This window comes from Pseudomonas sp. K5002 (genome assembly GCF_013386655.1).
GTDB lineage: Bacteria > Pseudomonadota > Gammaproteobacteria > Pseudomonadales > Pseudomonadaceae > Aquipseudomonas.
Genome location: NZ_JACARK010000555.1, coordinates 1 through 4596, shown reverse-complemented (window position 1 = coordinate 4596; position 4596 = coordinate 1). Strand labels below are relative to the sequence as shown.

2 protein-coding genes are annotated in these 4596 nt (G+C 63.3%); both read right to left on the bottom strand.

Annotated features, from left to right (window positions below):
• Nucleotides 1-2683: dermonecrotic toxin domain-containing protein (locus HX846_RS23245; RefSeq protein ID WP_372242012.1), on the bottom strand; the 2683-nt coding region annotated here is incomplete at its 3' end.
• A gap of 161 nt (nt 2684-2844) precedes the next feature.
• Nucleotides 2845-4596 (bottom strand): NEL-type E3 ubiquitin ligase domain-containing protein (locus HX846_RS23240; protein ID WP_178966161.1); only part of this gene is annotated, 1752 nt, incomplete at its 5' end.

Below are 4596 nucleotides of genomic sequence, written 5' to 3'. Positions count from 1 at the left end.
CGCGTATCTTCAGCACGGCGGCCATTTCGAGGCGGTGTGCCGTGGCATACCGTGCCAGGGCTTGCTGCAAATCGACGTCCGCGCTGGCCAGCGGCAAACCCAGTGACTGGCGCAGGGTCACGGGCAAGGCATGGACGATTGATGGATAGAAATTACGACTGCCGGGGACCGGACTGTTAAGAGGAGCCCCCTGCAGGTCGCACGCCAGGAATGTCTCGCCTTTTTTGACCAGGTAACGGCGCACTGCCGCGTCTTCAGGCCCAACTTCAGCCAGCAAGCGCCCACTGGGGTTGTCGGCGCGCAGTTCCAGGCGCAGCGTGGGAGACCAGCCCGGCAGTTGCTGCAAGCAATGCAACGCCAACCGGTCACTGTCCAGGCTGGCGAGCGCCGGCAGGTACAAGCCGGCCAACGCACTGCTCAGCCGACGTTGCTGTACCGCACGCCGCGCCAGGTTATCCAGGCGCGGCGCAACACCGGTTCGGCCCAGTATCTGCAGGCGTTCCTTATCGCTGGCCGTACTGATAATTTCGTTGATCGCCCCTCGAGACAAAGAAGCAAAGCGGCGCTGCAACACCGCACCCTCGGGGGACAGCAGTGCAGCCTGTGGCGGTGCGCCGCGAAACAGCTGCAACGTGTCGGCCAGTACGGCCGGCATCGGCAAACCGTCTATGTGGACCTTGCGCAACAGGTCGTCACTGATGCCGCTGATGTCGCCAACGGCGCGCAAGGTTGTATCGCTGACTCCCTGGGTTTCATGGCCCAGGCGCCGCAGCAAAGTCAGGCGGTCCCATTCCAGGGGGCGTTCATGGGAATGGCGCCAGGCCCCCGCCCGGTTGTGTTCAAGGATCGGCTGGTAGGCGGCCGGATCGTCCGGGTGTTGGATCCGCCATTTGCTGATCCGGGCATCAAAAGCCTTTTCATAAAGGCCCTCACCCAGGCGCACGTATATCTTGCCGTCGTGGGCGTACTGACCTTGGGCATTGGGCTTGAGCGATGCATCCAGCACGGTATGGCTGCGGTAAGCCGCAAGGTCCGGTTTCCACAGGCGCGTTTCGCCGTTCGGCAACTTCACCGGCACCAGCCCATCGACCCATTTCGACACTTGGATCGGGGGCGCCCGGCCAGCGAGGGCTGCCGCTCCGCCCAGGGTGGCCATGAACCCGACATTCAGCGCCACCGACTCCAAGTGCTCCCACGCCGCATCCATATCGCCCTCCTGCCAGGATTCGATGCCGTGATAGACCTCCAGGCCCAACTGAATCGCCGTGACCGCCAACAACAGCTCCCCCAGGCCGGGCACCATGAATGCGGCCACATTCAATGTGTTCAAACCCATGCTCAACCAGTGAGCATGGCGTGCCTGTGCGGCTTTTCGATCAGCCTCCGCAGTGGGCACCGCCAGGGTTCTGGCATTGTCCTTGAGGCGCTGTACATGCCGCTCGTAGAGCGCGCCGAACAACTCCCCCTCGATCAACCGTTCTCGTCGGTTCAAGTTGATTTGCTCGTCGTAGACCTGCTCCTTGTAGCCTCGCGGGTTCCAGGTGAATGTGTAGAGTTTTTCCTTGAGGCGCTCAAGGAACTGCGGCGCCTGTTGCTGAGGTACCAGGCTGGCAAACAACTGCTGATAGGCAGGTGAGCGCAGGTTCACCGCCAGTTCCTTGTCGAACGCCTGCATAGACGGGTATTCCTTGAGCGGGCACTGCGGCGCGCCCGGAATCCAGGCCACCACCCGCGTATCAGGCGCCACGGGAAGCAGCCCGCTCACACCTGCCCCAGGAAACAAGGGCGGGATCACGGACCGGGTCGGTGCGACACCCGGCCCGATCAGCAGCACCTCCCCCAGCTCGCAGCCCAGAATCGACAGTTGACCGAAACGTACGACCTCGCCATCCAGCAGCGGCCGCGAAGTACCTGCCAGCACTTCACGCAACATGAGAAACACCGCCGGACCGATGTCGCCCTGCGCCCATGCGGTATACAGGCGTACCGTCAGCAGGTCTTTTTGCGCGCGAATCATCTGCTCCCGCACCACGGCCCGAGTGGCAGCGGCATCGAACACCTGCGCCAGGTGGGCCTGGTATTGCTGCCCCAGGTCCAGGGTGCGGCACAGGGTGGAAAAGGTTTGTGGAGTCATCGACAGGGTTTCGCTGTAGCGATAACGCGCCGCACGCGAGCCATCCGCCCGCGCCTCGCCGTAGTACTCGGTCAGCAGCGCACCTTCCGGCGCCAGGGCGCTGGTCTGTTCGAGGGCGATATCGGTGAAGTCTTCATCGCCCTCGAAGTTCAGCAGCGCTGCCTGCAACAACGAATGCTGCTGCGGGGCCTGGCGATACCGCAGGTAATGCAGCTGGTTTTTGTTGACGTCCGGGGCCTCGCCCATCGCCTCGCGCAACGCCGCTTCCAGCTTGGGCTGGGCGAATTCGACAATGCCTTGCAGCGCGCCAAGGCCCTTGGCCAAGGCTTCGCGGGACTGACGGCTGGCCTTGCGACTGTCATCGAGTGCCTTGTTCAATGCGGGCGAGAGCAGGACCTTGGTGGCAGGCCGCTCCCTGCCGGGCAACAGTCCATGTTTGAGCCGGCGCACATCGACGGCGGCAATGTGGGCGACCCACGCGGGCAGGCGCTCCGTGATCAGGGCGGTGTGCAAGCTTTCGTCCGCGAGGGCGTTAGGTGGAGTAGACATGTGCGGCTTCCTGAGAACGCTTTTGGGAGGCCCAGTACAGCGAACAGGCGAGCGCCTTCGCAGGTAGATAAATGTTTTTGTGCACCTTGGCGCCGAACCTGGGTAACGACCACTGAGGCGCGGCAGGCCCGTTTCCGGACCTGCCGCCGGGGCACAGGCTGTTATAGCCTCAGTGTTGCTCTCTCCCGCTCGGACAGGCGAATCAGCAGGGCCTGGCGTTGCTCAATCCTTTGCTTGGCCAATACCACGGCTTGCGCCTCGTACTGCGCACCAAACGCCGGATAGCGATCCTCCAGGGCTTCAGCCTCGCGGGCCTGGGTCTGGGCCAGCGTCGTAAAGTCAGCCGCGTATTGCTTCTGCACGTAGTCGACCCAGTACTGGCGCGTGACCAGATCGGCCGTGAACGCCTCGGTCGCCTCCCGGCCGATGATGCTGGCGTAGGCCTGGTCGATATCGGCCTGTTTCACTTGGGAAAGGTTGCGGTACAGCATGCCGGACGGCTGGCGCGGCAACTCCAGGCGTTGGGCCAGGCCGATGCGGTAGGCCAGGCGAATTTCCGCCGGGTCAACACTGGGCTTGAGGCTGACCACGCGGTTGGCGGTGGCTTCAGTCTGTTCCAGGCGGATCATGCTTCTGGCCAGCTTGAACAGCGCCGCGCCTTCTTTTCCGGGTTCCACGGTTTCCAGGGCCTTGAACTCATAGACACTGACTTCAAGGTCGCTGAACAGCAGGATCCAACCGTCACCGCAGGTCGCGTTGATCCGCATGCCGCGAGCCTTGCCGAACAGTTGCTCGCGCAACGCCGGACGTTGCTCGGCGGCCTCCAGCACCTCCCATACCCGGCGCGTCAACTCAGGGCGGTCGGTGATGAAGTCCTGGGCGTTTTTCAGCTGGGAAATGATGTAGAAGAAATCCTCACTGTCGTCAGCGCTCTTGAGCGACTCCCAGACTGCGTGTTTGCTGGAGTCGGCCGCCACGCCAGCAAACCACTGGGCCTTCTGTGCTGCGGGCGTCAGCAGCTCCGGATGCAGCTCACCGCTCAGATCCGCTTCCTCGTGACTGGTACTGAGGAGGAAGCCATCGAGCTCGCGATCAATTTGCTCCCGGGTATAGCCCAGGCCGAACCCCGTTTCCTCGAGGAAGTCGCTCAGGCGCTCGAACACGCGTTCTTCCAGCCCGTTGTCCGTCAGGTTGGTGTTGCTCATCAGGAGGTTGTGGCGAGGTAACAGGGCATCGTCCGGGATGGTCTCGATCTGGTTATTGCTGAGGTCGAGGGTGCGCAGTCGCGGCAGTTCCAATGCCCCGGCCGGCCATTCCTCCAGGACGTTGTTGTGCAGGTCCAGGTTTGTCAGCCCGCGCAGGCCGCTGACATCCAGGCTGGCCAGGGTGTTTTCGCCGAGGTCGAGCCATTCCAGCGCACTTAACGGGCCGAGCAGTGCCTGTAGCTCCACAGCGTCGCGCAAATCATTGTAGGTGGCTTCGAGATGAGTCAGCGCCGTGTATTGGTTGATCACCTCGGGCAGGTGCGCCAGGCCATTCTTGTTAAGCACAAGCCGGCGCAGGTGGGGGAAACTGCCCAGGAACCCATTGGACCCCTGCTCCGTCAGCTTCACCTCGGTGAGGTCAAGCACGCTGACGTGGCTCATTGAAGCCGGCAACGTCGGCAGGTCGCCCAGATACAACCCGGACAGGTCCAGTACCTCGCGCCCGTCCACCGGCGGCACCTCGGGCCGGGCACGCAGGTTGTGGCGCCAGCTTTCAAGGAGCCGGCCGGCGGCACGACGACGGTCGAGGGCACTGACCCAGCCGCCCCCCTCGCGATAACCCTCGATGTCGATCCAACTGTTCAACACCCGGCTCAAGCGTTGATGCTCGGCGTGCAACTGCACCAGGCGTGTGTCGACGCCGGTGGC